The sequence below is a fragment of the Natronorubrum sulfidifaciens JCM 14089 genome (assembly GCF_000337735.1).
Taxonomy (GTDB): domain Archaea; phylum Halobacteriota; class Halobacteria; order Halobacteriales; family Natrialbaceae; genus Natronorubrum; species Natronorubrum sulfidifaciens.
This window is the reverse complement of the sequence record NZ_AOHX01000039.1, coordinates 66481-92573: the sequence shown is the minus strand read 5'-3', so window position 1 is coordinate 92573 and position 26093 is coordinate 66481. Positions and strand designations below refer to the sequence as shown.

The window sequence follows — 26093 nt, the reverse complement described above, 5'->3', positions numbered from 1 at the left end:
CTACCCTACACCCGCGTATGGTCATCGAACAGCCGCGCCGTTTATGTATGGTCGTCGAATGACACGTGAGAGAGGTCCGCCTCGAGGTCGTCGACGTGGTCGTTGAACGCCTCGACGAACGCGACCACGTCACCAGCGAACCGACGTACGTCGGTGGCAGCCGGCGGGCTGTACTGTGAGAGTAAGTAGACGCCGTCCGAGCCACCGACTCGGAGATAGGCAGCGATATCGCCGTCCCACTTGAGCTCCCAGCGGGTTCCCGACACCGTCGTCGCGTACGTGCCGTACTCGCCTTCGAACCGATAGAGCTCGCTCGCCATCGCATCTCCGACGTCCCGAATCCGGTCAACGATCCGGTCGCGCTCGGCGACCAGTTCGGCTGTCGACTCGACGGCGGGGAACTCGTCGGGGACGTCCTCGAGCAGTCCGGCAGCGGATCGGGCGTACTCGTTGTAGGCCACGACGAACGCCTCGTAGTCGGCCATCGCTCTCTCGAGGTCCTCCGGGTCCGGTGGCTGCTTGCTCGAGACGACGTAGACCGCAGAGCCCGAGTTCGGGTCGTATCGGAGATACTGGACATCGCCGGCCTCGTATTTGAGCGTCCAGCTGCCGTCATCGGTCTCGAACGTCTGCTGTCCGTAGTCGCCACCTTCGAAGACGGCGAGCTCTCGAGCGATCGTTCCCGCGTGTGTTCGCACGCGGGCTGCGAGTTCGTTCCGTCGTTCGGCGACATCGCCAAGCTCGTCGACTGCAGTGTCAACTCCATCGGCCATTGGTCGCGAGACGGACCGAAGGCCGGTAACAGTTGTGCTCGCGGCGCACCCGTGGTCGCCGTCTGTCCGCTCGGCCACCAGACCAGTTTCGTCTCGAAACCAACACCCCGAGAGTCGACACTCGCGCGGTCGGTGCCCGTGGACTAGAGATGACAGTCAGCCGTCTTGGACCGTTCGTGACACGTGACACGATCTGACGGCCGTTCCTACACAGCTAATAAGCCGATATTAGGTATTTGAAGGAGTGTAACGCCGATTCGGCACTTGGGAGACGACGGGTTCGGGTGGCTGGGAGCGCTCACAGTATTTAACCCTCTCCGGCGACTGTCTCTACATAACCGATGAAGCGCCCGACTCGCCAGAAAACGCGTGACGATGAGACAGAGCACGAAACAACTGCGCAGGAGGGCGCTCGGACCTGTCCTGAGTGTGATTCGAGTTCACTCATCCGAAGCTCCGACGAAAGCGAGGTTAGCTGTGAAGATTGTGGGCTGATCCTCGAGGAAGAGGCCATCGACCGCGGGCCGGAATGGCGCGCGTTCAACCACTCCGAACGTAACAGCAAGTCCCGCGTCGGCGCGCCGACGACTCAGACGATGCACGACAAGGGGTTGACGACGACGATCGACTGGAAGAACAAAGACGCCTACGGTCGCTCGCTGTCCTCCGACAAACGAAACCAGATGAACCGGCTGCGCAAATGGCAAGAGCGCATCCGAACGAAAGACGCGGGCGAGCGCAACCTCCAGTTCGCCCTCTCCGAGACCGACCGGATGGCCTCCGCACTCGGCGTCCCGCGCTCGGTGCGCGAGGTCGCCAGCGTCCTCTACCGGCGCGCGCTCAGCGAGGACCTCATCCGCGGGCGCTCGATCGAAGGCGTCGCCACGAGCACGCTGTATGCCGCCTGCCGGATGGAGGGCATCCCACGCTCGCTCGACGAGGTCTCGGCCGTCTCGCGTGTCGACCGCATGGAGATCGGCCGCACGTATCGGTACATCTCCCAAGAACTGAGCCTCGAGATGGAACCCGTCGATCCGAAAAAGTACGTGCCGCGGTTCTGTTCCGAACTCGACCTCTCCGAAGAGGTGCAGGCCAAAGCCAACGAGATCATCGACACCACGGCCGAACAGGGGATGCTCTCGGGCAAGTCACCCACCGGCTACGCCGCCGCGGCGATCTACGCGAGCGCGCTGCTCTGTAACGAGAAAAAGACCCAACGCGAGGTCGCCGACGTCGCACAAGTGACCGAAGTCACCATCCGAAACCGGTATCAAGAGCAGATCGACGCGATGGGGATCTATAGCTAGGAACTCGAGTGCGGCTTCGTGTGAGTCGGTGTAGACACCGTCCACGGTTTTTGGCGCTGTCAGCAAGTCGTAAGTCGCTCGCTCGAGTCCGTCTCAGTGTGCGCTGACCCGGGTGCATGACTTCGCTATCTTTTTTACCTCCCCGAAAATGATCGAAATATGGATTGGCGAACCGCTGGTGTCGTGATCGGCGTGCTGGCACTCGTCTGTCTCGGGCTCGTTTTTACGGCGGTGTATCCCGTTTCGACGGACGAATCCCACGCGGCGCTGGCCTCGAGTGAGCGGTTTTCGGTCTCCGATGCTGACGAGTACCACGTCTCCGCAGCGCTACGTGTCGATGGGACGTCGACGCTCGAACTCGAGGGCGTCGTGACCGGCGACGGGGCTCGGTACCAGTCTCTGACGCAAGACGGTGTTCGCTCGGAATCCTATCAGGAAACACCCGGTGAAGCGACGTACGGTCGAATAGTGCTCGATGACGACTCGACCGTCGACCGTCGACTCGAGTCCATCGAACGCGACGAGACTCGAGCGCTCATCTCCACGGAACGAGACGGTGACAGTGTCGTTCTCGTGGTGCGAGAGAACGCGTCCGAAGATCTGGCAGACGATATTTCAGGATCGGCCTCGGTGTTCACCCGGAGTCTGCACGTCGCGGCGTACGACCGAGTCGAAGAAACCGACGAGACGGCAATCTACGAGCCACAAGGAGGCTGGTTCGACGAGGCGAAGGCGTATCGGATTACGGACGCGTCGGGCACCGTCGCGGTCGACAACGACACGCACGCGGTGACGTCCGCAGCCGTCTCGTGGGAGGTCACCACCCGTGCTGAGACGTATCTGCAATATCTGCTGACCAGCGTCGTCGCTGACGAGACGGAACCACACGAGATTACGTACGAGTTCGAGACAACGGATGTCGATCCTGTGGCTCCCGACTGGGTCGAAACAGCACGTGACGAGTCGTGACTGCAGGGTTTCGGGACGCTCGCCTCGATCTCGCGCAGCAGAAGACGTCGGTGCAGACTCGAACAGATGCGAGACGGTCGCGCTCACTTCGTTCGCGCGCTGCGACTCGCGTGTTCGAATCTGCTTGGCTGCATTTCTGCCCACTCACGAACGCGACTCGCTTCGCTCGTCGGTTAGAATTCGCGGGCAGAAATGGGCCGGCGCAGATTCGAACTGCGGTTACGGCCACCCGAAGGCCGAAGGATACCAAGCTACCCCACCGGCCCGCAGTCGAAGTCACGCCACCGATTTGTATAACGCTTTCGCCCTCTCTAATCGGGGCGCTTGCTGGCGATTTACACCGCTCAGAATCGCTCGTAGCCGTCCGTATCCAGATAGTGATGGGCCACCGTGATCGCCTGATCGGCGTGTAACAGCTCCGGGCCGAGTCGAATCCGCTGGTCGACGGCCCCCTCGAGCACCCGTTCTTCCTCGGCGGTGAAATCGTGGTGGTCCGAGAGGACGAAGATTGGGTCCTCGAGCCCATCAGCGTCTACCACGGCGTCGCCGTCCTCGTGCAGTTGGACGACGGGCCCGTCGGCAGCGATGGCCTCGAGGGTGGCTTCGAAGCCGCGGCGGTAGAGTTCGATGCCGGGACTCGGCTCGGCGGGGAGCGCGCCGATGGCGTCCTCGCGGTGCTCGAGGGCTTTGCGCACGAGCGCCGCGGTGCTGCGTTCGTCGGGATTGAGCCGCCGCAGCTCGCTGCCGTCGAACGTGATCGTGAGTTCGTCCTGCACGATGAGATGTGTACGGACGTTGTCCCGAATGCCGTGGGAGGTGACAAACGAGGCGGTGATCGACCGACAGAGCGCGTCGAGGCGACCGGCCCCGCCGGCGAGGTCGTCGAGTGAGAAGTCGGGTGTCGTCGGCACGTCGTGAGCGATGAGTACGAACTGGCGCATACCGAAGAGAGGACAACGAGTGGGATAGCCGCCACGATTTCTCGAGCCGGCGTCCGGGTCGCGTGTACGAACACCATACTGTGAAAACTCGCAAACAGCGCCGGTTTCGCAGGCGATCCTGCGACAGCGACTGTGGGCATAGTCACGAGAACGAACATTGCATAGGCATGGCCAACCGTTTCCCGTCGGTCGGGTATGGGGTACCTATATGGCGAAATCACAGTCGTCCCGGGCGAGCCGCGACGAGCCACGACTCCTCAGACTGCTCGAGGGGCGACCCTGTCCGTACTGCGCCGAGGGCGAGTTGACGCGGGATACGTACAAGGAGAATCTGGCGATGGTCTGTGCCAACTGCGAGACGCCACACGTACAGTTGTGGTAGCGAGACGTCACCCGACCGAGTCACGACCGAGAGGAGTGTGTCGGTCACTGTGAGCGCGAACCGGGGTAGTCGTGGCCGATGACGAGGGCGGTCACGTGGAGTGCAAGGAGCGCGAGGAAGACCGAGAGCGAGCCGGTCGAGTCGATCCCGGAGAGAAAGACGGGGAAGTAGGCGACCGGCAGGAGAGTGCCGAGCCAGAACCCGACAGCGGTAACGGAGTTCTCCAGGTGCATTATCAACTAGCGCATTGATTCGAGCGAGACGAACGACTCGTCGTGGGCGGTGATCCAGTGGGTCATCAGTTCGTCTTCAGTTGCCTCCCGCGGGAAGATCGCACACTCATCGGGTGCGTTCTCGTTCTCGATGGTCGCATGGTCGAGTTCGATCGCCGGTTCGTCAGTGCGGGGGAAGCTATCGGCGTCAGTGTTCATCTGTCTCAGGCGATGGGTGATCGCTCCGGATTCAGCTACCAGTCTTTCACCTATTGTTATCGTCACGATAATCCGGGCGACAGCAACGGTAGCATCCGATTCCGTCCCAGTTCAGATCGTTCAGTCACGGATCTGTGAACGAAATCGGTGACGACGTGTACGGGAGGACTACGATTGAGGTCCCCAACGGCGTCGTGTCACTGGTCGGTGTAGGTGAGGGTTTCGACCGGGATCGACACGGCTGTCGACGGGATGGCCGCCCCAGGAGAGTTCGAGCACGGTCACAAGACGACCGTTGCCTACTCGAGCGGGGGTCGAACGCCGAGTGTCAACGAGACCGTAGTTTCACTGCCGTCGCGCCAGAGGTCGATCTCGATCGTCTCGCCCGGACTGGTCTCGAGTTCGAGATACGTCGAGAGCGCGTGTCTGTCGGGGATCGGCTCGCCGTCGATCGCGAAGATCACGTCACCACCGGTCGGAACGGGGGTGTCAGGCCGTGGCGGTGTCGCCGCCTCGAGCACGCCATCTGCGGCTTCACCGTCGGCGACGTGCGTGACGATGACGCCGGTCGCTTCCGGCAGGTGGTTCGCCTCCGCGATATGGCGATCGACGGTCATGATCCCGATACCCATGTACGGGTGGTCGTACGACCCGTTCTCGATGAGCGCGGGGACGACCCGGCTGGTGATCGCTGCCGAGATTGCAAAGCCGATGTTGTTCCCGCCGCCGGCGTTGATGACGCCGATGACGTTCCCGTTCATGTCGACGAGGGGGCCGCCGCTGTTCCCGGGGTTGACCGCGGCATCGGTCTGGACGACGTTCGAAAAGGAGAACTCGCGGTCGGGCGGATTGATCGTTCGATCGACTCCGCTGACGATGCCTTTCGTCATCGAGCCCTCGAGGCCGTAGGGGTTGCCGATCGCGAGCACGTTCTGGCCAACAACGGGCCGTTCCGTGGCCAGCGACAGCGGAGTTGCCGTCTCAGGACTGTGGTCGACCTCGAGGACAGCCAGATCGCTGTAGCGGTCAGTCCCGAGGAGTCGGGTCCCCGTCCAGTCGCCGTTGATGTACTGCAGATCGATCGACTCGCCGCCGTCGATCACGTGGTCGTTCGTCACGACGTGGGAGTCGTCGATGAGAAAGCCGGAGCCCTGTCCACGGCGCTGGCTCCCGCTTTCCGGGTCGCTGATGCCGGCGACCTGGACCTGTGTGACCGAGTCGATGACTGTGCGATAGACCTCGGTGTAGACCGAGCCCTCGGCGACGGTGTCCCGGTCGATCGAGGCGGAGGAACTGCCCTCCATGGAGTTGTCGACCCGGGGTTCAGAACAGCCAGCGATGGCCCCAGCGAGACCGCTCCCGGCGAGTGCGAGAAAGCCACGCCGGTCAAGTCGAGAGTCGTTCATGTCCTGTGATAGGACCCACACCATTTGAACGTCCGGGATAGCCGGCCCGTCCGAAGGGAAAACGTGTTACCCGCGGCCGCCCGACTCCCGTCTATGATCACCGAAGACGCCCGCGAATTACTCGAGACGGGTGCGGTCTGTGACTCCTGTCTCGGTCGACCCGTTGCCGAGCGGAGTTTCGGACTGACCAACGCCGAACGCGGCCGGGCGCTCCGGACGACGGTCGCGATGGCCGACGACGACGACTTCGATCCCGCCACCCCAGAGGAGTGTTGGGTCTGTGAGGGATACTGTGGGACGTTCGATGCCATCGCCGAAACGATCGTCGACGCCCTCGAGGGCGTCGACTTCGCCACCTATCAGGTCGGCACCCGTGTGCCGCCGCTGGTCGAAGAAAACGAACGCCTCCTTCGGGAGGATGCCGGCCTCGAGCCAGATGTCGGCGAGATGCTCAAACAGGAGTGCAACCGCGAGGTCGGCCGCCGCGTCGGCGCGAAAACGGGCACCGACGTCGACTTCGACCGCCCAGATGTGCTCGCAGTCATCGACCTCGAGGCGTTCGACCCGCTCGAAGCGATCGAATCCGACTCGGTGACGAGCCACGCCGTCGACGTGCAGGTCAATCCCGCGTTCGTCTACGGCCGTTATCGCAAACTCGAGCGCGACATTCCACAGACTGAGTGGCCGTGTCGAGAGTGTGGCGGCAGCGGCGTTCAACTGGGCGACGACGGTGAGGAGCCCTGTGACTACTGCGGTGGCTCGGGCTATATGTACGAGACGAGCGTCGAGCAGGTCGTCCGGCCACACGTGGTCGAGGCGATGGACGGCGAGGAAGGCACCTTCCACGGCGCGGGCCGCGAGGACGTCGACGCCCTGATGCTCGAGGGTGGGCGGCCGTTCGTCCTCGAGGTCACGCGTCCGAACGTGCGCGACCCCGACCCGGCCGAACTCGAGCGCGAGATCAACGCGGCCGCGGCGGGCGCGGTCGAAGTCGAGGGACTGCGACTGGCAACGTACGAGATGGTCGAGCGTGTCAAAGAACACGACGCGAGCAAACAGTACCGGGCCGATGTCGAGTTCGCCGACCCCATCGAGGAAGCCGACTTCGAGGCGGTACTCGAGAAACTCACGGGAACGACGGTCGATCAGGACACACCACAGCGCGTCGACCACCGGCGAGCCTCGCTCACGCGCGAACGAACCGTCTACGACATCGACGGCGAACTGCTCGAGCCGACACGGGCCGAGGTCCGGGTTCATGGCGAGGGCGGCCTCTACATCAAGGAACTCATCAGCAGCGACGAGGGCCGGACGGTACCGAGTCTGGCCGGCCTGCTCGAGACTGACGCCGAGGTGACGGCGCTGGACGTACTCGGCGTCGAAGGTGAAGACGAGCCGTTCGAACTCGAGGCGTACTTCCACGACGAGCCGCGAGCCGACGACTCGGACGACACCGCGCAGGCCGCTGAGTAAGACGGGCTGGCGAAACGCATCCCGGTGTGCCCGCGACCGTCCTGTGGGCACACCAGCACTCACGGACAGGAGTCCGGCTGTGTGACCCACGAGTCACAACGGTTTTTATCGCCGCCGCTGAGCCATGTCGTATGCCATTCGGCGTCGACGAGGCAGGTAAGGGGCCGGCGCTCGGTTCGATGTTCGCTGCAGCCGTCTTCCTCGAGGATCGAACAGTGCTTCCCGACGGCATCGCAGACTCAAAGCGCCTCACACCCGCCCGACGTGAGGAGTTAGCGACACTCATCCGCGAGGCCGACGAGATCGCCGTCGGCGTCGCCGAGATTACGACGACGCGAATCGACGACCCGGAGACGGACATGAACTCGCTTGCGGTCACGGCCCACGCCGAGGCGATCGACGAGGTGCTTTCGGGAGTCCGTGACGACTCGGTTTCGGGGCTCTGTGACGCCTGTGACACCGACGCCGACCGCTTTGCTCGCCGGGTGGCCGACGCCTGTTCGACCCCGAACGACCTCGAGATCGACGCCCGCCACGGCGCTGACGACGACTCGACACTCGTCGGTGCCGCCAGTATCATCGCGAAAGTCGAACGCGACGCCCACGTGGCGGCGCTCGCCGACGAGTACGGTCCCGTTGGCAGCGGCTATCCCAGCGATCCAACGACACAGACGTTCCTCGAGTCCTACGTCGACGAACACGGCGACCTCCCGCCGTGTGCCCGCGCGTCGTGGTCGACCTGCGAGCGCGCACTCGCCGAGGCCCAGCAGACGGGCCTCGAACAGTTCTAACTCGTGGATCTCTCTTGGCGACCGTTTTATACGCTCACTCGACACACTTCTGAAATATGCTCGACGTGATCGCGCTCCTTGGCCTTGCCGTGGTCGCGACGGCCGTCGTCTGGAAGGGAAGCACGTGGCTCGAGACCGCGGCCAACCGGCTCGCCGCGGGCTACGGCGTGCCGCCGGTCGTGCAGGGTGCGGTCATCGCCGCTGCGGGCTCGAGTATGCCGGAACTGGTCAGCGTCATCCTCGCCACGCTGCTCCACGGCGAGTTCGAACTGGGCGTCGGTGCGATCGTCGGCTCCGCCGTGTTCAACCTGCTGGTTATCCCGGCCGCGGCAGTGCTCGTCGGTAGCGGGACGATGGCGACGGGTCGGGATCTGGTCTATAAGGAGGCGCTGTTCTACATGCTCGCGGTCGCTGCGCTGTTGTTGACGTTTTCGCTGGCCGTGATCTACAACCCACTCGAGGGAGCAGGGCTTCAGGGGAACATCACCCGGTCGCTGGCGTTGTTCCCGCTGTTGCTGTACGGACTGTACGTGTTCACCCAGTATCTCGACACCGCCGAACACACGATCAGGGCCGATTCCGACGTCGATCTGGTCGCTGCCTGGCTGTGGTTCGGCCTCGGGCTGGTAGTAATCATCGTCGGCGTCGAAGGACTCGTTCGATCCGCGATCGGGCTCGGCGAGGCGTTCGGGACGCCCGCGTTTCTCTGGGGAATGACCGTCGTCGCTGCCGGCTCGAGCGTGCCGGATGCGTTCGTCAGTGTCGCTGCCGCCCGGGCAGATCGGCCGGCGGTCAGTCTCGCGAACGTGTTGGGCAGCAACGTCTTCGATCTGCTCGTTGCGGTGCCGGTGGGGGTGTTGGTCGCCGGCACGCTGGCGATCACGTTCGCCCACATCGTTCCGATGATGGCGTTTCTGATCCTCGCGACGATCGTCTTCTTTACCATCGCCCGGACGGATATGTTGCTCTCACGGCGGGAAGCTTGGCTGTTGCTCGTCTTGTACGGTCTGTTCATTGGCTGGCTGCTCCTCGAGAGCATCGGCGTGACGAACGTCGTCCCAACCTGACTCGAGAGGTAGGAAAAGCGGCAGTCGAACGCGGTTATTTGTCGGTCATCAGCCGCTGGAGGATGTCACCGTAGGCGGGCCGGGTGATGAGCACCCCGATCAGCACGCCGAGGATGGTGATGATGGCAAAGCCACGCAAGTCACCGAGGCCCAACACGGCCAGTGGCGACATGGCGATGATCGTCGTCGCGGCGGCCGCGCCGATGATCCAGAACGCCTTGCGGAAACGGGATTCGAACACCCGCTTGGAGTTGACGTCGCCGTCGTCCATCACCTCGTCGGCGATGATGATGAGGTCGTCCACCCCCGTTCCGACGACCGCGATGAACCCGGCGACGTGGGAGAGATCAAGCGGCATGCGTATCAGCGCCGCGAAGCCGAGCAGGATCACCACCTCTGCCATCGCGGTGACGATCATGGGTGAGGCGACCCGGATGTCCCGGTAGCGCAGGAAGACCATTCCGCTGACGGTTAACACCGACAGCACGCCGATCAGCAGCGAGTAGAGCTTGAACTGGTCGGCGAGCGCGGGCGACAGCGAGTAGGTCTCGTCCTGACTGAAATCGAGCGTCGCTGGCATCGCGCCGGACTGGAGGTTCACGGAGAGTGACTGGGCCTGTGGTTGAGTCTGGGCACCCATCTGGAAGCTCGGATCGTTCGCCCAGCTTCCGTCGGCCATGTTACTCGCAAGCGACGGCCCCATGCTGTGGGCGTCGACGACCTCGCCGTCGACGACGGTGAGCAGACAGTACTGTTCGCCCTCGTGATCGAAGTCGATCGTCTCGCCGTCACCACGCAGTGAACACTGTTGGACTCCCTCACCGGTGAAGCCGAGTTCGTTCATCCGGTCTTGGTATCCGGGCGCGGCGTTGCTGTCGACGGCGACTGGGACGACATACCCGGGACCTTGCTCGTCGGGCTGTGGCGGATCGACCGTTGCGATATCGGCGCCGGTCAGCACCGTCTCGTTTTGCTGTGTGCCGTTTTCATCTGGATGATACGCGACCACTTCGACGATCCCTCGTTCGGAGAGCAACTCGCGAAGTTCGTCGGGGTCCATGTCCGGCACTTCGGTGACGATGTAGTACTCGCCGCCGAGTCTGGCCGAGTCGTAGACGGAACCACCCGAGAGTCCGGCCGCGTTGATCCTCGAGTCGATCGTCTCGATGATCTGGTTTCGTGTCTCCTCGGTGACCCCGTTGCGGATGTCGTCGGGGTCGACGTCGACGCCCGCTTCGCCGAGTGCCGCAGCGAACTGCGCTTCAGTGACGTCGGGGTCGAAGATTTCGGCGTGGACGGTGCCGCTGTCGTCGACGCTGACGCGTGCGTCACCCGTCTCGAGTTCGAACTCATCGTTGTCGTACAACGTATTCTCGATCTCGGTGAGCCGTTCTCGATCGACGGAGCCGTCTTCTTCGTTGACGGCACCTGCGTCGATGTCTTCGGCGGTCATCCCGACAACGGGCGCGCTAATTCGTGTCCCGCCGTCGAGACCGAGCCCGTACTCGAGGTTCGTCGGATTGTCGTTGATCTCGTTATCTTCGACGAGACTGTCGTCGGCCATGATGCCGCCCGGAATGAACAGGGCGAGGAGTGCACCGGCGACGAAGGTCACCAACAGGAGGATTCGCCAGTACTCCTTGATGAAACTCACTGGCCCCATCATGATCTGATCCCCTCGAACTTGTACCAGCGAAGCAAACTCAGGTTAAGCATGTAGGTGTTCATCAGGTCGGCTGCGAGCCCAACGAAGAGGATGATCCCGATCGATGCCAGCAGTTCGACGCCGAACAACCACGCCGAAATACCCATCACGAGCATCGCCGCCATCGACGTCACCGTCATCGTGACACCGGTCTCCATCGCGCGATTGGTGCTTTCATAAAAGCTCCCACCACGCCGCAAGATGTGGTTGTTTAAGAGGATGTCCGAGTCGACCGAGTAGCCGATCAACATCAACAGGGCGGCGACGGTCCCCAGCGACAGCGAGATGCCCGTAATCGACATGAAGGCGAGCGGAATCACGAGGTCCGAAAACGCCGAGGCAACGATCGCGATCGACGGGACGAACGTCCGAAACAGCAAGAACGCGAGGACGCTCATGCCGAGGAACGCAACAGCGATCCCCAGTAGGGCTGTTTGCTGGGTCTGTGCACCGAAGCTTTCGGAGACCGTCGACTCGAGCTGGACGATATCAGCATCGCCGTCTTGCTCGAGGTTCTGTTCGGCTTGTTCAGTAAGACTCGAGAGATCGGTCGAGGTGAACTGAACGATGTACTGGTTGTCCGTCTCAGGCGCTGTAACCGCCTGCACCGACTCGGGCTCTTCGTCGAACGCGTTCGCGATTTCCTCCTCCGAGGAAGTCGTCTGGACGGTCAGTTCCGAGCCGCCAGCGAAGTCCATCCCCAACTGGACTGGCGTTCCCGTCATGAGAAACGAGCCAGTGAGGACGAGCAGTGCAACCGCAAGAACCGCAAGCGGTACCGCCGCGAGTTGGCGGTTGCTGTACCGGGTGTAATTGATCTCCGGTACGTCGAAATACCCCATATATCCGACCACTGGCTGTCAGCCCGTGTAAGCCTTCTCAATTTCTACAGCATGTCCTGAACAGAATTATATCAGGATTTACGACGGGTTGCTGCCCGTTGAGCCCGAGTCCGGGGGTTTCTCGGTCGAATCGGATCGAAACGACAGTCGAGTCGGAACTCCCGATCCGACAGTGCGTGTACCTGTCGGGCCTGTCACACTCAATCCGGCAGATAGCGGACGCTCAACACACCATCGTCGACTGCTCGACGGACCTCGACGCGGACCGCCTCGAGACGTGCCGCTCGAGCGATCGTCTCCTCGTCCTCGAGGACGTCCGTCGCCGCCGCCTCCACGTCGGCAGCTGGGACACAAAAGATATGAATCTCGCCGGTCCCGGCTCGCTCTTCCTGAATCAGATCGCCGATCTCGGCGTCTGCTGCCAGTTCTTTTGCGTGCTGGGTCGGCTCGAGGTCGCTGTCGACCAACTCGATTGTGCGTCTGTCCTCGACGTCGACGAGCTGCCATGTCACCTCGAGCGGTGGCTCCGGCGCGATGGTCGCCTCGAGGATGTCGTGGATCTCGAGGCCGGGGTTCGACGACAGCGTGTGTACCTGTGCGGTCTCGACGTCACGGACGACGGCCGAATCGGCCTCGGCGTGGGTGACGACAAACGTGCCCGTTGTTTCGGTCATGCTGGGTCGTACGCACAGGACTGGTTTCCGGGTTTCGCCTTTCGATTGTCTCGTCCGCGATCCGGTTCCCAGCCGACGGGGACCGAAACCACTCTTATGGGTCGGGTCTGAGTATCCCCTGTATGGTCTGTTCGAAACTGCTGAAACTCTGTTACGCCTCGAGTGCCCTGTACGGACTCCTCACGGCACTGGCTCCGAAACGAAGCCTGTCGTTGTCGCTGAAATGCTGGCACCGTGGCTTCGAGAACGTCTCCGAACTAGAGCCGAAGCCGTGGTACGTCCGCAGTACTCGCGCGGTCGGAATCGGCATGGTCGCTGCTGGCCTTGCCGGATTCGCGCTCGAGGAGCGTGCTCGTGGGGCGGCTGCGACAGCCGACGCCGACTCGGAAGTCGACATCGTGGAAGTCGACGTCGACGGCGACGAATCGGACGACTAACCCACCGACGTTTCGGATCGTTTTTTTGCCGTTGCCGACTGCGTGACGGAACGCCTTTAGCACCGGCGGTCGCCTGCTCTCGTATGCACGTCGATATCGGCAACGCACTGGCATCGGTCGCCTCGCCGGGCGTCTCGAGAGCCGCCCTCGAGCGACTGGACACACAGGTTGCAGACGCCCACGAGCGCATCGAGCGCGGCATGGACGATCACGAACACGGCTACGAAGCGCTGAACCTCCCACAGCGAACGGACCCCGACGAGATCCGTACCGCTGTCGAGCCGGTCGCCGACGCTGACACCCTCATTACGGTCGGCATCGGCGGCAGCGCACTCGGTGCGGCGACGATCACGAACGCACTCGCTGACCAAAGCGACACCGAGGCCGTCTACCTCGACAACGTCGATCCCGAATGGGTCTCGAGCCAGCTCGATCGACTCGACCTCGAAAACACGGCGATCAACGTGGTCTCGCGGTCGGGGACGACGGCGGAGACGCTGGCGAACTTCCTCGTGGTTCGGGACGAATTCGAGTCGGCCGGTGTCGACTGGACCGAGCGAACGATCGTCACGACCGGCGACGCCGGCCCGCTGCGTGATCTCTCCGACCGCCACGACCTCCCCTCGCTAAAGGTCCCCGACGGGGTGCCGGGTCGGTTCTCGGCGCTGTCGGCGGTCGGCATGGTCGCCGCAGAAGTCTGTGGCCACGACCTCGAGGCGCTTCTCGAGGGGGCCGCTGCGGAAGCCGAGACGCTGTCGGGCTCGCTGTTCGAGTGTCCGGCCTACGCCTACGGCGCGACGACCTACGCCTTAGACCAGCGCGGTGCCGGGATCAACGCGATGGTGCCGTACGCGGAGTCGCTCGAGACCGCCGCCGAGTGGTTCGCACAGCTGTGGGCCGAGAGCCTCGGCAAGGACGACCTCGGCCAGACGCCGGTGCGCGCCCTCGGCGTCACCGACCAACACTCCCAACTGCAGCTGTATCGTGCCGGGCCGCGGGACAAGCTCGTCACGTTCGTCTCGCCGGGCGAGACCGCGGATCGAGCGATCCCCGAGACCGACGTCGAGGACCTCGCCTATCTCGGCGATTCGACACTCGGCGAGCTGCTCGAGGCCGAGTTCGACGCGACCGAAGCCAGCCTCGCGGCGGCCGGCCGCCCAAACGTCCGGCTCGAACTCGAGCGCGTCGACGAGTACGAACTGGGCGGACTGCTCTACGGGCTGGAGGCCGCCTGTGTGCTCGCAGGCGAACTCTACGCCGTCAACACGTTCGAACAGCCCGCCGTCGAGTGGGCCAAGAAGGCGACCCGCGGCCTGCTCGGTGGCGGCGAGTTCGAGGAAGCCGAGGCCGTCGCCGAAAAGACGTCGCTCCGCGTCGAACGGTAAGCGAGCCTCGAGTGGCGACGGGTGACGTGCCCGGCGGCGGCCGGTCGCTCGGTTGCGGTGGGCCTATGAACACGCACGCGAACACCAACGTATGAGCGACACCGCACAGGCCGTCGAGGGCGAGGACGATGGCGACCCACTACCGTCGGCCGTCGTTCCGACAGTCGGCACCGTCCTCGCCGCCCTCACTGCCGCCGCACTGTTGATTCCCGCCCGCGACGGGATCGACGAACCGGCGCTCTGGATCGCCGCGGCCGGGGCTCTGCTCACGACAGGGCTGTTCCTCACACGCCGGCACGAACTCCTCGAGCGTCGTCTCGCCGGGCCGGCCGCTGCCGGCTCGAGTCTCCTCGTCGTGCTTCTGTCGGGGTACGTGATCACGCAAGGAGTGCTCGCCTCGGTCGTCCTACCGGGGCTTGGCTGGTCGATTTCGTTGCTGTTTGCGGCCTTTTTCGTGGCGGCTGGAACCGTTGGTATCGCCGTCGCCGACGCTGCTGGCCTCTCGAGTCGGGGTGTGAAACGCCGGCTCGGACTGACCGGCGAGATGCTGGTGCTTGCGTTCGTCGGCCTCATCGGGATTTCGATCGCAGCCGTGTTCCTGTCGCTCCCAGTGCAACTGCTCGCCGGCGAGCCGACCGAGTTGCAGTGGACCGTCGTCGAGTACCTCTCCTTTGCCGTCGGGCTCGGTGGCGTCGCGGCTGGCTATCTCGCGTTTCGTGGCCGGGAGCGCTCGTTTATCGACCTCGAGGCCCCGACGCTGTGGACGGTTGGCTGGGTTGTTGGTGGACTGCTCTTGATACTCGCGGCGAATCTGGGGATTTCGTCGCTGATGACGGCCGTCGGCATCGAAGGCTCCGACCACACCACGACCCAGCGAGTCGCTGAAAACCCCGACCTGTTGCTCGTGATCATCCCCTCGATGATCCTGTTCGTCGGCCCGTTCGAAGAACTGCTCTACCGAAACCTGATCCAGAAGTCGCTGTACGAACGGTTCTCCCGGCCCGGTGCTATCGTCGTCGCGAGCGTCGTCTTCACGCTCGTCCACATCTCAGCGTATGCCACCGCGGGTGCGGGGCAACTGCTTGCAAGCCTGTCGTTGCTGTTCGTACTCTCGTTGATTCTCGGCGCGATCTACGAGCGAACGGAGAACCTGCTGGTGCCAGCGCTGGTCCACGGCTGCTACAACGCGGTGATCTTTCTGCCGATGTATCTCTAACGCCGGAAAACAGTCGACTCGGTGCGGTTATGACGGGTTCTTTCGTGACAGCCCCGAGCCACAGATCGGACACCGATCTTTTTGCTCGTCGAACTCGCGTCCACAGCCTTGACACTGATACTGCCAGTGGCGCTGTTCGTCGATTCCCTCTCGAGCGATCACGTCGACGGTGACGTTGAGCTTTTCGGCGACGTTTTGCATCGCGTAGTCGTCCGTGACGAGCGTCGCATCCAGTTCGAAACTCGCCGCAACGAGTCGGATGTCGGTCTTCGAGAGCACGTCGAGATCACCCGACTCTCTGGCTGCGCGTTCGACCTTTTCGGTGGTGTCGCCGTTCGGGATGTGAATGTGCATCCCCGAGCCTTCCATCGCATCGTAGCGATAGGCACTCTCGTCCTCGAGTTCTTCGCGGACGAGTGGAATCGTTGCAGTCTGTTCTGTCGTGTGAAAATCGTGAATAAACGCCGAGGAGTCGAGAACGTACATACCGTTAGCGCTGGACGACGATGTAGTCTTTCACTGCCTGCACACGGTTGACGGGCACGCGGAACCGGCCGCGTTCGTCAACGTCGAAGTCGACAGATCGGGTTGGGAGTTCCTCGTCGGGGTCGATGACGAGGTCGTGGAGCTTGCCCGATTTGATGTCCATCGTGATGTTGTAGAGGAGTCCGAGTTCGACGCCGTCGGAACCCATGACTGATTTGCCCGAGAGGTTTTCAGCGAGTATATCGCTCATGCATACCCGTATTTACTAATCGGTATTAAAAACCACGGGGTCCGTATGACGGACGTCATCGGTTGTCGCCAGTGAGTACAGTCGTGTTCCTCAGTTTCCCTGTCAGTCGACAAACGCGGATGACGATGGGTTTAACTACCGTCCTGCGGACGCTTTAGACAAGACCTTCTCGGGTGGTTCATCATGTCGAATACGGATACGCGCGACCCCACATCTCTCAGAACACCGATCGTCGCTGTGCTCGGACACGTCGATCACGGTAAGACCAGTCTCCTCGATAAAATACGCGGCTCTGCGGTTATCGAGGGTGAAGCAGGAGCGATTACCCAGCATATCGGCGCGACGGCCGTGCCGCTGGATATCATCTCCACCATCGCGGGCGATCTCGTCGACCCGGACGATTTCGACCTGCCCGGCCTGCTGTTTATCGATACGCCAGGACACCACTCCTTTACGACGCTTCGCTCCCGGGGTGGGGCCCTCGCCGACATCGCGATCCTCGTCGTCGACGTCAACGACGGCTTCCAGCCTCAGACGCTCGAGGCCTTAGAAATTCTCAAACGTTCACAGACGCCGTTTATCGTCGCGGCGAACAAGATCGACACTGTCCCGGGCTGGAACGTCAACGAGGACTCGCCGATCAACGACACCTACGAATCCCAGTCGGACCGCGTTCGCAAGCGACTCGACGAAAACCTCTATGAGATCATCGGCAACCTCTCGGATGAGGGATTTTCCGCCGACCTCTACTGGCGCGTCCAGAATTTCCAGCGCAACGTCGGCGTCGTCCCCGTCTCGGCGATGACCGGCGAGGGCGTCCCCGACCTGCTAACCGTGATGATGGGGCTCTCCCAGCGCTACATGAAAGAGGAGATGGAGATCGACGTCGCTGGCCCCGGCGTCGGTACCGTCCTCGAGGTCAAAGAGGAGAAAGGATTCGGGACGACGATCGACACCGTCCTCTACGACGGAACGATCAGAGCCGACGACACGATCGTCGTCGGCGGAATGAACAAGCCCATCGTCACCGAGGTTCGGGCGCTGCTCCAGCCCCGGCCGCTCGCCGAGATCCGAACCGAAAGTCGGTTCGAGAAAGTCGACGAGGTGTCGGCCGCCTCGGGGATCAAAGTCGCCGCGCCCGAACTCGCCGACGCGATGGCCGGCGCGCCGGTTCGAGTCGTCCGCGACCGCGACCTCGAGGAAGTCATCGCGGAAGTCGAAGCCGAACTCGCCGACATCGCCGTCGACACCGAAGAGCAAGGCGTCGTCGTCAAAGCCGACACGCTCGGCAGCCTCGAGGCGATGGCCGACGCCCTGGACGAGGCCGAAGTCCCCATCGTCCGCGCGGAGGTCGGCGACATCGCCCCACGTGATATCTCGGTCGCCTCGACGGCTGAAGACTCGAAACAGCAGGCGATCCTTGGTTTCAACGTCGACGTGCTCAGCGACGCCGAACAGCGCGCCGAGATCGAGGACGTGAAACTGTTCACCGATGAAGTCATCTATCAGCTCATCGAGGAGTACGAACAGCACATCGAGGAACTCGAGCGCGCCCAGCAGGATACGATCCTCGACAACATCGTTCGGCCCGCCCGGTTTCGCATTCTGCCCGACCATACCTTCCGCCAGAACGATCCGGCGGTCGTTGGCGTCGAGGTGAACTCGGGGACGATCCAGAACAACACGAACGTCGTCAAGTTCGACGGCAACGAACCCGAACGCGTCGGACAGGTCAAAGGGATTCAAGAACAGGGTGAGGACGTCGACGAAGCCCGTGCCGGCAACCGCGTCTCAGTCGCCATCGACGGCCCAACTGTCGGCCGCCAGATCGAAGAGGACGACGAACTCTGGGCCGAGATCCCCGAGAAACACGCGAAGATCTTAGAGCAGGAACTGGCGAGCGAGATTCCCGGTGACGAACTCGAGGCGCTGAACATGTATCTTGACAACCAGCGCAGTCGTGACCCGTTCTGGGGCAAATAACGCACCACCCGCAGCGGGTTCTTTTTACCCTACTTGCTCGAGTCGCACCTGTGCACCACCGTCGAGTGTCTCGAGCGCCGAGACGGCCTCGAGTCGGGCGACGACAGTAACGGGCACAGCAGCGCGCGGTTCGCCGTCGACGCTGGCTGGCGTCTCGCCCCAGAACAGACAGAGTTTGTTGCCGCTGGGCCAGTAGGCGATCGCTCCCTCCGGAACCACGTCGCTGGCGTTCTCGAGCGGGACGTCGAGTGTGAGATCGAAATAGAGTTCGTCGCCCCAGCGGATGCCATCGCCCCCGACGGGCAACGCGGCCTCGAGTGCGGCCCTCGTCGCTGGCGCGTCGTCGGTCCAGGTCGCTACCAGTTCCCGCTCACCAACGGTGACACGAAGATCCGTCATATCGCTGCCGTCACACGGACACTACTTCGTGTTATCTGTTCGTGCGACTCGAGCGTCGGTCGATGGCTCGCGTCCATCGCGTGCGCGTTTGATTCCATCGAGGACGGCTTCGGGATCGTCGATCGCCGCGCGGTCACAGCGGATGTCGAGCCAGCGGCGCTCGAGGACGAGTTCGTCGTCGGTAAGGGAGACGTCGGTGATCGCAGCCCAGGGGATGAGTTTCGTGGCAAACGACTGCTCGAGGACGAGGCCGGCCACGTGGGCGTGGATCGACGGCGCGCCCCAGCGACCGCTCGGGTCGATGTCGTACCAGGTATCGAACCAGCCGAAGCGACTCGAGAGGACGAACACGAGTCCATACCCCGCCCAGAGCAGGCCGATCCAGCTTCCGTTCCAGACCAGTGCGAGGCCGGCGACGACCAGCAGCGCCATCCCGCCGGTGACGACCCACTCACTCGTTCGGTAGCCGGCGTGGTGGTACGTCCACGTTGTGACCGACTCGTCGGGCGTCATCGCGGCGACGTACCGATTTCGGGCCATTCGTGAAACGCCGACGGCGACGGCCCCACTGAGCAGGCTGAGTGCGATCGCGAGTGTCCCGAGTCGAGCTGTGGACTCGAGTGACGTGACGGCAGGAACGACGAATACGCCCGCGAACGCGACCGCGGGGAGATAGCACACGAGCCGTCGACGGCGAGACTGGCCGATTCGTTCGGGGAGGCCACGCAGCCGATGACCGAAAATAAAGACGAGCAGGAGGACGGCCGTCAGCGTACTCGGTGCGGTGGCGAGGATCGTCGCCGTCGCTGCGTCTGTGAGGACCCCGACGATCGCGGTCAGGCCGGCGACGAGCACCCCGAGATAGAACCCAAAGCCGGCTTTGAACGCGAGGTCGGGGTCGGCGACGGTGGGCGCTGGCTCTGGCTGGCGGTCGTGCGTAGCCACAGACGACCCGTTGCTATCAGCGCACAAAACAGTTCGGGCGAACGAGACGGCCGGCGAACCTGTCACACTCAAGAATGACAGCGATTGCCGGTGACGGACCGGTCCCGAAATCGTTTTCAACCGTTCACACGGACACTCGGTATGCCGACGGAATCGGACACTCATTATGACCCCGATCTGGGGAGCAAGTTCATCTTCGTCACCGGCGGTGTGATGTCGGGACTGGGCAAAGGGATTACAGCCGCAAGCACTGGCAGACTCCTGAAAAACGCCGGGTTCGACGTCACCGCGGTCAAGATCGATCCGTACCTCAACGTGGACGCAGGGACGATGAATCCCTACCAGCACGGCGAGGTCTACGTCTTAGAAGACGGCGGGGAGGTCGACCTCGATCTGGGGAACTACGAACGGTTCCTCGATATCGACATGACCTCGGACCACAACATCACCACCGGGAAAACCTATCAGCACGTCATCGAAAAAGAACGTGCCGGCGACTATCTCGGGAAGACGGTCCAGATCATCCCGCATATCACCAACGACATCAAACGGCGCATTCGCGAGGCCGCCGAAGGCACCGACGTCTGTATCATCGAAGTCGGTGGCACGGTCGGCGACATCGAGGGGATGCCCTACCTCGAGGCCCTGCGCCAGTTCGCCCACGAGGAACCCGAGGAGAACGTCCTCTTTACGCACGTCACCCTCGTCCCGTACTCGAAAAACGGCGAACAGAAGACCAAACCGACCCAACACAGCGTCAAGGAGGTCCGTTCGATCGGTCTCCAGCCCGACATCATCGTCGGCCGGTGTGAAGACCGACTCGACCCCGAGACCAAAGAGAAGATCGCGCTGTTCTGTGACATCCCCACCGAGGCGGTGTTCTCGAACCCGGACGTCGAGGACGTCTATCACGTCCCACTGATGGTCGAGGAGGAAGGCTTAGATCAGTACGTGCTCGAGCACTTCGGCCTCGACGATGAGGCACTGCCACCGGGCGAGCGCGCCAACGAGTGGCGCGACATCGTCACGTCCGAGAAAGACGAGTCGGTCGACGTCGCGCTGGTCGGCAAGTACGACTTAGAGGACGCGTATATGTCGATCCACGAGTCGCTCAAACACGCTGGCTTCGAACTCGGCGCTGACGTGAACGTCCACTGGGTGTCAGCCGACGAGATGGCCGACGGTCACGACGGCCAACTCGAGGACGTCGATGGGGTCATCGTCCCCGGCGGCTTCGGGATGCGCGGCTCCGAGGGCAAGATCGAAGCCGTGCGCTACGCCCGCGAGAACGACGTGCCGTTTTTGGGTCTCTGTCTTGGCTTCCAGATGGCCGTCGTCGAGTACGCCCGCCACGTACTGGGACTCGAGGGGGCCCACTCGGCCGAGATGGTCGAAGACACCCCACACCCGGTCATCGACATCCTTCCAGAACAGTACGAAGTCGAGGACATGGGCGGCACGATGCGCCTCGGCGAGCACACGACCGTCATCGAACCGGAAACGCTGGCCTACGACCTCTACGATGACACCTCCTGTACCGAGCGCCACCGTCACCGCTACGAGGTCAACCCCGAGTACTTCGACCAGTTCGACGACGAGCCGCTGACGTTCTCCGGCACGGCGGGCAACCGGATGGAGATCCTCGAACTCGAGGACCATCCCTACTTCCTCGGGACGCAGTTCCACCCCGAGTACACGTCCCGCCCCGGCCAGCCGAGCCCACCCTTTGTCGGCCTCGTTGATGCCGTCCTCGAGCGGGCAACCAGCGCCGACGACACCGAACAGGAATCCGCAGCCGCAGACACCGAAACCGAGGTAACCCACTGATGGTAGACACTGAGACGTTCGTTCCAGAGGCAGTTGCAGAGATCGAAGACGAAATCGGCGACGCAAACGCCGTCATCGCCCTCTCGGGCGGTGTCGACTCCTCGGTCGCCGCCGCGCTGGCCTACGAGTCCATCGGCGACCAGCTCACCCCAGTCTACGTCGACACGGGTCTGATGCGCAAAGGCGAGACAGACCAGATCCGCGAGACGTTCGACTACATGGAGTCGCTGCGGATCGTCGACGCCAAAGACCGCTTCCTCGAGGCCCTCGCCGGCGTCACCGACCCTGAGGAGAAACGCGCGGTGATCGGCGAGCAGTTCATCCGCGAGTTCGAGCGCGAAGCCAAAGACGCCGACGCCGACTACCTCGTCCAGGGGACGATCTACCCCGACCGCATCGAGAGCGAAGGCGGCATCAAGTCCCACCACAACGTCGGTGGCCTGCCGGACGTTGTCGACTTCGATGGCATCGTCGAACCCGTCCGTGACCTCTACAAGGACGAAGTCCGCGAGGTCGCCCGCCATCTCGGACTCGACGAAATCGTCGCCGAGCGGATGCCGTTCCCCGGCCCCGGCCTCGCCGTGCGCGTCATCGGCGAAGTGACCGAGGAGAAACTCGAGGTCGCGCGCCTCGCCTGTCACGTCGTCGAGGAGGAACTCGAGGAGTACGAGCCGTGGCAAGCCCTCGCGGCCGTCATCGGCAAGGCGACGGGCGTCAAAGGCGACAACCGTGTCCACGGCTGGGTCGTCTCCGTTCGCTCCGTCGAATCGCGAGATGGGATGACCGCGCGCGCACAGGAGATCGACTGGGAGACCCTCCAGCGCATCCAGTCTCGAATCACCGGCGGCCACGAGAACGTCGCCCGCGTCGTCTACGACGTAACCCACAAACCGCCCGCAACGATCGAGTACGAATGAGCATGGACGCTATCGTCGCCGGCCCGGACGAAGACGACATCGGCGAGGCGCTCGAGGCCGCGGGTGCCGATGTCGCTCGTGTTACGGGCGTCCTCTCGCGACCCACGCTCGAGGAGGCCGGTGTCCTCGAGGCTGAGCTGTACGTCCTGACCGATGTCAGCGAGGCGACGACGATCCCGATCGTCTGCGATCTCAACGACGAGATTCGAACGGTCGTCTACGCACGAGAGACGATTCCGGATTTCATCAAAGGACAGCTCGACCTCGCCGTCGATCCACAGCTGATGGACGCCGCGGTCGTGGCCGACGAACTGACCAGCTGATCGGCTGTTCATACTGTCGGACAGCAGTCAATAAGACGTCGGTCGTGAATTCGCGGCCGTCTCCGAGGGTGACGAACGCAGTCGCGCGACCGATCTTCGAATAGTGCTGTCCGACAGTATCAGCCGCCGAAATCCGTTCTTATCGGTTATATGCCAGCGGTGAACGCTCTCGAGCCGATATTACGTCGAGTAAACACGGATTGAATTCGATGGAATCCGGGACAAGGGTCGTATACCGTCGCCCCCGTTAAAATAGTACCCGGCGGTAGCGATGGATGGAGGTCGACGGGCAGACCCCACCAAGGCATCCACTGCCTGTTCCCGTGACTTCCAGCAACCCCACCACAGCACCCTTCCCCCACCATTGCCACACCGTTTCCGTTTCCCGGTCCCGACGCGGGCTTCCTGCACCGGCCCGTGTCGGACCCCGCGGGTGGCACCCGAGGCGCGAACGTTTTTCGCGTCTCGGACCGATTCGTTCACCAGTCAGTAACCGTCTCGGAGCCGCTGTAACACCGGAATTTCCTCGAGTCGGTCGTCCGAAAGCAATTCCCAGTCGATCCCGGTCGGCTGCTCGTGGCCGTCGGGCCGAATCGTCCGCTCGGGAGTGACGACCAGATCCATCGAGACGTCGTGGTCGCCAATCGAAACCGGCTCGTCGATCAGCTGGCGCTCGTGGATCATCGTCGCAACCGGCGTCTCCGAATCGACGAGCTCGAGGCCGCGCAAAATCGCGTACTCGAGGTCGCTGTAGCCTTCGCCTTTCCCGATTCGTCCCCCGTCGTCGGTGACGCCGACACTGCCGGAGACGATCAGTTCGATCTCCTCGAGTGCGTCCGGACCGACCTGCTCGCCGTGTTTCGACGACCCCGAGACCGTGGTGGCGGCGTCGTAATCCTCGAGTTCGTCGGGATCGAGTTTTAGGAAACACTGCTCGTCTGCGAGCCGCGGGACGGCCATGTAGACCGTCTTTCCGTCCCGAAGCGCTTGCCGTCGAACCGGCAGCTGTGGGGCGTCGGGGTTGGCCTTGATCGTCGACGCTGCCTGCCATTCGGGGTGGGCGGCGAGTCGGTCGGCCGCCTCGGCCGCGCCGGCGAAGTTCGGAATCCGGCCGTGTGGCGGGAACGGAAACCGGGCCTCGCCGCTGTCCTCAAGGTCGTCCCAAAGACGCTCACGAACGGCCGCTTTGTCGGCGGGCTCATCTTGGCCATCGTCAGCAGCGCCCATCTCAGTTCCCCTCGCGTTCGGTCTCGGTCTCGAGATCGTCTCGGTCTCCCTCGTCGTCCACCGGCTCCGACTTCGATTCCGACTCGTCGGCGCTCACATCGGCTTCGTCTCCGTTGGCACCCTCCACTTCGAGATCGTCCCCCTCACCGTCCGATCCGGGGTCGGCGTCGTCATCCGTTGCTCGAGCGAGCGTGAGGAGATGGTGGATCTCGGGTAAGATGATGCCCTCGAGACCGAGCCGAACCGCAGGCTCGTTGCCGGGAAGACAGAAGACCGGGATGCCATCGGCGACGCCCGCGATCGTTCGTGCGCCGATAACGCGAGTACCGACCTCGTCGTACGACAGCGTGGTAAACAGCTCGCTAAACGCCGTCAGCTCCTTCTCGAGCAGTGGTTCGACGGCTTCGATGGTGATGTCGTCGGGTTCGACACTGGTTGCGCCGCCGGTGACGATCATGTCGACGTCGTCGCGGTCGAGCAGCCGCGAGACGACAGACTGGACCTGATCGTGCTCGGTTTCGACGTGCTCTCGAATAACGATCTCGTGGCCGTCCTTTTTCAACAGTGTCATGATCGTCTCGCCGGCGACATCGTTTCCGATGGCTCGGTCCGTCGCGACGGTGACGACGCCAACGCCGAGCGAGCGACTGTCGCCGTCGGCATCCGCATCCGTTTCGTCGGTCTCGTCGTGGTCCGTTTGCGCCGGTGGCTCGTCGTTCGACGGCGTCGTCTCGTCGTCTGCACGCTCGTCCCGTTCGTTCATACCATGGCGTTCACAGGCCGGCCTGTAAAACGCACCGAGGAAATCGTGCTGCCCGACAGCATAGCCCAAGTATTATGACGCGGGTTTGCGTTGCCCCTCGTGTATGCAAGCAGTCAAAGTCACGGAACACGGTGACACGGACGTTATCGAGTACGGCGAGTACCCCGACCCGGAAATCGACCGCGACGAAGTGTTGGTCGACGTAAAGGCGGCGGCACTCAACCACCTCGATATCTGGACCCGTCGAGGAATGCCGGGCATCGACCTCGAGATGCCTCACATTCCGGGCAGTGACGGGGCCGGCGTCGTCGCAGAGGTCGGCGAGGACGTCACCCGGTTCGAGGAAGGCGACCACGTCGCCCTCTCGGCCGGCGTTGGCGATCTCCGAATGGACGACCCGACGCTCGATCCACGCTATCACATCATCGGCGAGCACGTCACCGGCATCCACTCCGAGTACGCTGCAATCTCCGAGGACAACCTCATCCCGGTTCCCGACCACGTCGACTGGGCAGTCGCCGGCTCGAGCTGTCTCGTCTTCCAGACCGCTTGGCGGATGCTGATCGACCGCGCGGACCTCGAGGCCGGCGAGTCGGTACTCGTCCTCGGCGCCAGCGGTGGGGTCGGCCACGCTGCCTTGCAGATCGCGGATTACGCGGGCGCGGAAGTGTACGCCACCGGCAGCACCGAAGAGAAGTTGCAGTACGCCAAAGAACACGGCGCAGACCACGTCTGTAATTACGAAGAGGAGAACTTCGCGGACTGGGTCCGCTCGGAGACCGGCGGGCGCGGCGTCGACGTCGTCGTCGAACACGTCGGTGCACCCACGTGGCAGGACTCTCTGAAGAGTCTCACCAAAGGCGGGCGGCTCGTCACCTGTGGCGGCACCGGCGGCGGCAACCCCGAGACGGACATCCCACGGATCTTCTGGAATCAACTCGAGATCATCGGCTCGACGATGGCCACACCGGGTCAGGTCGACGACGTGATGGAACTCGTCTGGGACGGTACCTTCGAGCCGGCGATCCGCGAGGAGCTGCCGATGAGCGAGAGTAAACGCGCCCACGAGATCATCGAGAACCGCGAAGGGTTCGGCAAAGTCGTCGTCCGCCCCGACAGCGAACTCGAGTAAGTCGGTTCGTTCCGGAACCGTGAGGGCTTTGACCACGGGCTC

28 protein-coding genes and 1 tRNA gene are annotated in these 26093 nt (G+C 63.1%); 14 read left to right on the top strand and 15 right to left on the bottom strand.

Annotation, left to right across the window (positions count from 1 at the left end; genetic code table 11):
* Window positions 1-41 precede the first annotated feature (41 nt).
* Entirely contained in the window at window positions 42-773 is a 732-nt protein-coding gene (locus C495_RS10340) for a hypothetical protein (RefSeq protein WP_008162639.1), read from the bottom strand.
* 341 nt (window positions 774-1114) lie between these two features.
* On the opposite strand from C495_RS10340, the gene C495_RS10335 reads away from it, so the two are divergent.
* Together C495_RS10335 and C495_RS10330 are read left to right on the top strand one after the other, a co-directional pair.
* The gene (locus C495_RS10335) at window positions 1115-2080 is read left to right on the top strand and encodes a transcription initiation factor IIB (protein ID WP_008162637.1); all 966 of its coding nucleotides are present in this window, start codon (window positions 1115-1117) and stop codon (window positions 2078-2080) included.
* A 159-nt stretch (window positions 2081-2239) separates the two neighbouring features.
* On the top strand, window positions 2240-3049 hold the full coding sequence (locus C495_RS10330) for a hypothetical protein (RefSeq protein WP_008162635.1): 810 nt from the start codon (window positions 2240-2242) through the stop codon (window positions 3047-3049).
* A 193-nt stretch (window positions 3050-3242) separates the two neighbouring features.
* Here C495_RS10330 and C495_RS10325 read toward each other — a convergent pair.
* Together C495_RS10325 and trmY are read right to left on the bottom strand one after the other, a co-directional pair.
* Window positions 3243-3315, bottom strand: a tRNA-Pro gene (locus C495_RS10325).
* Window positions 3316-3393: 78 nt separating this feature from the next.
* Complete coding sequence (gene trmY / locus C495_RS10320; RefSeq protein WP_008162633.1) at window positions 3394-3990, bottom strand: tRNA (pseudouridine(54)-N(1))-methyltransferase TrmY; 597 nt, start codon at window positions 3988-3990, stop codon at window positions 3394-3396.
* A 208-nt stretch (window positions 3991-4198) separates the two neighbouring features.
* Between trmY and C495_RS18110 the strand changes: the two genes are divergently transcribed.
* Entirely contained in the window at window positions 4199-4372 is a 174-nt protein-coding gene (locus C495_RS18110) for an HVO_A0556 family zinc finger protein (protein WP_008162629.1), read from the top strand.
* Window positions 4373-4416: 44 nt separating this feature from the next.
* Here C495_RS18110 and C495_RS10315 read toward each other — a convergent pair whose 3' ends face one another.
* The 3 genes from C495_RS10315 to C495_RS10305 form a co-directional block, all read right to left on the bottom strand.
* The gene (locus C495_RS10315) at window positions 4417-4605 is read right to left on the bottom strand and encodes a hypothetical protein (protein ID WP_008162627.1); all 189 of its coding nucleotides are present in this window, start codon (window positions 4603-4605) and stop codon (window positions 4417-4419) included.
* Between the two features lie 6 nt (window positions 4606-4611).
* Window positions 4612-4803, bottom strand: coding sequence for a DUF7511 domain-containing protein (locus C495_RS10310; RefSeq protein ID WP_008162625.1), 192 nt, complete (start codon window positions 4801-4803; stop codon window positions 4612-4614).
* Window positions 4804-5102: 299 nt separating this feature from the next.
* A complete protein-coding gene (locus tag C495_RS10305; protein WP_008162623.1) occupies window positions 5103-6209 on the bottom strand; it encodes a S1C family serine protease in 1107 nt (368 codons plus the stop codon).
* Between the two features lie 93 nt (window positions 6210-6302).
* Here C495_RS10305 and C495_RS10300 point away from each other — a divergent pair, with 93 nt between their 5' ends.
* The 3 genes from C495_RS10300 (at window position 6303) to C495_RS10290 (ending at window position 9540) form a co-directional block, all read left to right on the top strand.
* A complete protein-coding gene (locus C495_RS10300) occupies window positions 6303-7682 on the top strand; it encodes a tRNA pseudouridine(54/55) synthase Pus10 (protein WP_008162620.1) in 1380 nt (459 codons plus the stop codon).
* A 131-nt stretch (window positions 7683-7813) separates the two neighbouring features.
* Window positions 7814-8473 carry a ribonuclease HII gene (gene rnhB, locus C495_RS10295; RefSeq protein WP_008162619.1) on the top strand — a complete coding sequence of 220 codons (660 nt, stop codon included), beginning with the start codon at window positions 7814-7816 and terminating at the stop codon, window positions 8471-8473.
* 56 nt (window positions 8474-8529) lie between these two features.
* Entirely contained in the window at window positions 8530-9540 is a 1011-nt protein-coding gene (locus C495_RS10290; protein ID WP_008162617.1) for a sodium:calcium antiporter, read from the top strand.
* 34 nt (window positions 9541-9574) lie between these two features.
* Here the strand turns inward: C495_RS10290 and C495_RS10285 are convergent, their stop codons facing one another.
* The 3 genes from C495_RS10285 to C495_RS10275 all read right to left on the bottom strand — a co-directional run bounded on the left by C495_RS10285 (window position 9575) and on the right by C495_RS10275 (window position 12761).
* Window positions 9575-11203, bottom strand: a complete 1629-nt coding sequence (locus tag C495_RS10285; RefSeq protein ID WP_008162615.1) for a preprotein translocase subunit SecD — start codon at window positions 11201-11203, stop codon at window positions 9575-9577.
* Window positions 11203-12087 carry a protein translocase subunit SecF gene (gene secF / locus C495_RS10280; protein WP_008162614.1) on the bottom strand — a complete coding sequence of 295 codons (885 nt, stop codon included), beginning with the start codon at window positions 12085-12087 and terminating at the stop codon, window positions 11203-11205. Before secF ends, C495_RS10285 begins: the two co-directional genes overlap by 1 nt.
* A gap of 200 nt (window positions 12088-12287) precedes the next feature.
* Window positions 12288-12761: a DUF5812 family protein gene (locus C495_RS10275; RefSeq protein WP_008162612.1), complete on the bottom strand. Its 474-nt coding sequence runs from the start codon at window positions 12759-12761 to the stop codon at window positions 12288-12290.
* 122 nt (window positions 12762-12883) lie between these two features.
* Between C495_RS10275 and C495_RS10270 the strand changes: the two genes are divergently transcribed.
* From C495_RS10270 to C495_RS10260, 3 genes are all read left to right on the top strand, one after another.
* Window positions 12884-13198, top strand: a complete 315-nt coding sequence (locus C495_RS10270; RefSeq protein ID WP_008162611.1) for a hypothetical protein — start codon at window positions 12884-12886, stop codon at window positions 13196-13198.
* An 83-nt stretch (window positions 13199-13281) separates the two neighbouring features.
* Window positions 13282-14583, top strand: a complete 1302-nt coding sequence (locus tag C495_RS10265; protein ID WP_008162609.1) for a hypothetical protein — start codon at window positions 13282-13284, stop codon at window positions 14581-14583.
* 91 nt (window positions 14584-14674) lie between these two features.
* On the top strand, window positions 14675-15799 hold the full coding sequence (locus tag C495_RS10260) for a CPBP family intramembrane glutamic endopeptidase (RefSeq protein ID WP_008162607.1): 1125 nt from the start codon (window positions 14675-14677) through the stop codon (window positions 15797-15799).
* A 27-nt stretch (window positions 15800-15826) separates the two neighbouring features.
* Here the strand turns inward: C495_RS10260 and C495_RS10255 are convergent, their stop codons facing one another.
* Entirely contained in the window at window positions 15827-16285 is a 459-nt protein-coding gene (locus tag C495_RS10255) for an NOB1 family endonuclease (protein WP_008162606.1), read from the bottom strand.
* 4 nt (window positions 16286-16289) lie between these two features.
* On the bottom strand, window positions 16290-16535 hold the full coding sequence (locus tag C495_RS10250) for a PRC-barrel domain-containing protein (protein WP_008162604.1): 246 nt from the start codon (window positions 16533-16535) through the stop codon (window positions 16290-16292).
* Window positions 16536-16718: 183 nt separating this feature from the next.
* Between C495_RS10250 and infB the strand changes: the two genes are divergently transcribed.
* Window positions 16719-18518, top strand: a complete 1800-nt coding sequence (gene infB, locus C495_RS10245; protein WP_008162602.1) for a translation initiation factor IF-2 — start codon at window positions 16719-16721, stop codon at window positions 18516-18518.
* Between the two features lie 24 nt (window positions 18519-18542).
* On the opposite strand, the gene C495_RS10240 is transcribed toward infB, so the two are convergent.
* Window positions 18543-18917, bottom strand: a complete 375-nt coding sequence (locus C495_RS10240) for a cyclophilin-like fold protein (RefSeq protein WP_008162600.1) — start codon at window positions 18915-18917, stop codon at window positions 18543-18545.
* Window positions 18918-18938: 21 nt separating this feature from the next.
* Window positions 18939-19862: a hypothetical protein gene (locus C495_RS10235; RefSeq protein WP_008162598.1), complete on the bottom strand. Its 924-nt coding sequence runs from the start codon at window positions 19860-19862 to the stop codon at window positions 18939-18941.
* A 141-nt stretch (window positions 19863-20003) separates the two neighbouring features.
* Here C495_RS10235 and pyrG point away from each other — a divergent pair, with 141 nt between their 5' ends.
* Genes pyrG through C495_RS10220 form a run of 3 tightly spaced genes read left to right on the top strand, consistent with a single transcriptional unit; the run spans window position 20004 to window position 22929 of the window.
* Window positions 20004-21689, top strand: a complete 1686-nt coding sequence (gene pyrG / locus C495_RS10230; protein ID WP_008162596.1) for a glutamine hydrolyzing CTP synthase — start codon at window positions 20004-20006, stop codon at window positions 21687-21689.
* Window positions 21689-22606, top strand: a complete 918-nt coding sequence (gene guaA / locus C495_RS10225; protein WP_008162594.1) for a glutamine-hydrolyzing GMP synthase — start codon at window positions 21689-21691, stop codon at window positions 22604-22606. Before pyrG ends, guaA begins: the two co-directional genes overlap by 1 nt.
* Complete coding sequence (locus C495_RS10220) at window positions 22603-22929, top strand: DUF7126 family protein (RefSeq protein WP_008162592.1); 327 nt, start codon at window positions 22603-22605, stop codon at window positions 22927-22929. Before guaA ends, C495_RS10220 begins: the two co-directional genes overlap by 4 nt.
* Window positions 22930-23415: 486 nt before the next feature.
* Here the strand turns inward: C495_RS10220 and C495_RS10215 are convergent, their stop codons facing one another.
* The gene (locus tag C495_RS10215) at window positions 23416-24156 is read right to left on the bottom strand and encodes a 5-formyltetrahydrofolate cyclo-ligase (protein WP_008162591.1); all 741 of its coding nucleotides are present in this window, start codon (window positions 24154-24156) and stop codon (window positions 23416-23418) included.
* 1 nt (window position 24157) lies between these two features.
* Window positions 24158-24919 carry a MogA/MoaB family molybdenum cofactor biosynthesis protein gene (locus tag C495_RS10210; protein ID WP_008162588.1) on the bottom strand — a complete coding sequence of 254 codons (762 nt, stop codon included), beginning with the start codon at window positions 24917-24919 and terminating at the stop codon, window positions 24158-24160.
* A gap of 103 nt (window positions 24920-25022) precedes the next feature.
* Here C495_RS10210 and C495_RS10205 point away from each other — a divergent pair, with 103 nt between their 5' ends.
* The gene (locus tag C495_RS10205; RefSeq protein WP_008162587.1) at window positions 25023-26051 is read left to right on the top strand and encodes a zinc-binding dehydrogenase; all 1029 of its coding nucleotides are present in this window, start codon (window positions 25023-25025) and stop codon (window positions 26049-26051) included.
* The last annotated feature ends 42 nt before the right edge of the window (window positions 26052-26093 follow it).